This window comes from Streptomyces capoamus, assembly GCF_014654935.1.
GTDB lineage: Bacteria > Actinomycetota > Actinomycetes > Streptomycetales > Streptomycetaceae > Streptomyces > Streptomyces capoamus.
Map to the genome: position 1 here is coordinate 257,293 of NZ_BNBF01000003.1, position 730 is coordinate 258,022.

General features: G+C 68.8%; 1 protein-coding gene. It reads right to left on the reverse strand.

Features of this window, described 5'->3' with window-relative positions; all coding sequences use genetic code 11:
* Positions 1-730, reverse strand: a 730-nt coding sequence (locus IE312_RS39145) for an arabinofuranosidase catalytic domain-containing protein (protein WP_306419717.1), incomplete at both ends; no start/stop codon positions are given.

Below are 730 nucleotides of genomic sequence, written 5' to 3' on the forward strand. Positions count from 1 at the left end.
TTCGTAGAAGGTACCGGCGGAGCCCTTGCTGTTGTCCCCGCCGATGCCGAGGATGATGGCGCCCTCCTTGTGCATCGGGTTGTAACCGGCGACATTGGGGCGCGGTCCGCTGTAGAAGGTCGACAGGCCGCCGGACTGCGCGTTGCCGCCCCGGATGGCCCACTGGTTGGGCGCGCCCTTGACGATGGCCGTCAGGTACCGGTGGTTCACACTGGGGTCGCCCGCGTTGTAGCCGCGGTTCACCCCGGAGAACAGGCCGTTCTCGAGGTCGGCCATGATCCAGGGGCCGTTGCCCGCGCCGTAGCCCCAGACCTTGATGTTGCCGAAGTAGATGGCCTCCATGTGGCCGTTGCCGGTGTCGTTGCTGCTGGTTTCGGCGTTGCCGTAGTCGAAGCAGCAGCCGCCGTTGTAGTGGGTGCCGTCGAAGATCGCGTACATGCCCTCGGGCTGGTCCCCGGTGGCGATGCCGTTGGTGCGGTTGTTGCGGTAGCCGGTGCCCGGGGCCACGAAGACGCCGTAGGCCTTGTGGCCGCCGACCGTGGTCGGTGCGGCGGTCGCGATCGCGAGGTCGTCGGGTCCGCCGGCGCCGCCGCCGGGCGCCTGGGTGAGGTGGTTGCCCCGGCCGGACTGGTCGTAGATCACGCTGATGACGCAGGTGGTACCGGAGCAGAACGAGTCCTGCGCGGAGGCGTTGGCGTATCCGCCCGTGCTCAGCACGCCGATGTCCCGG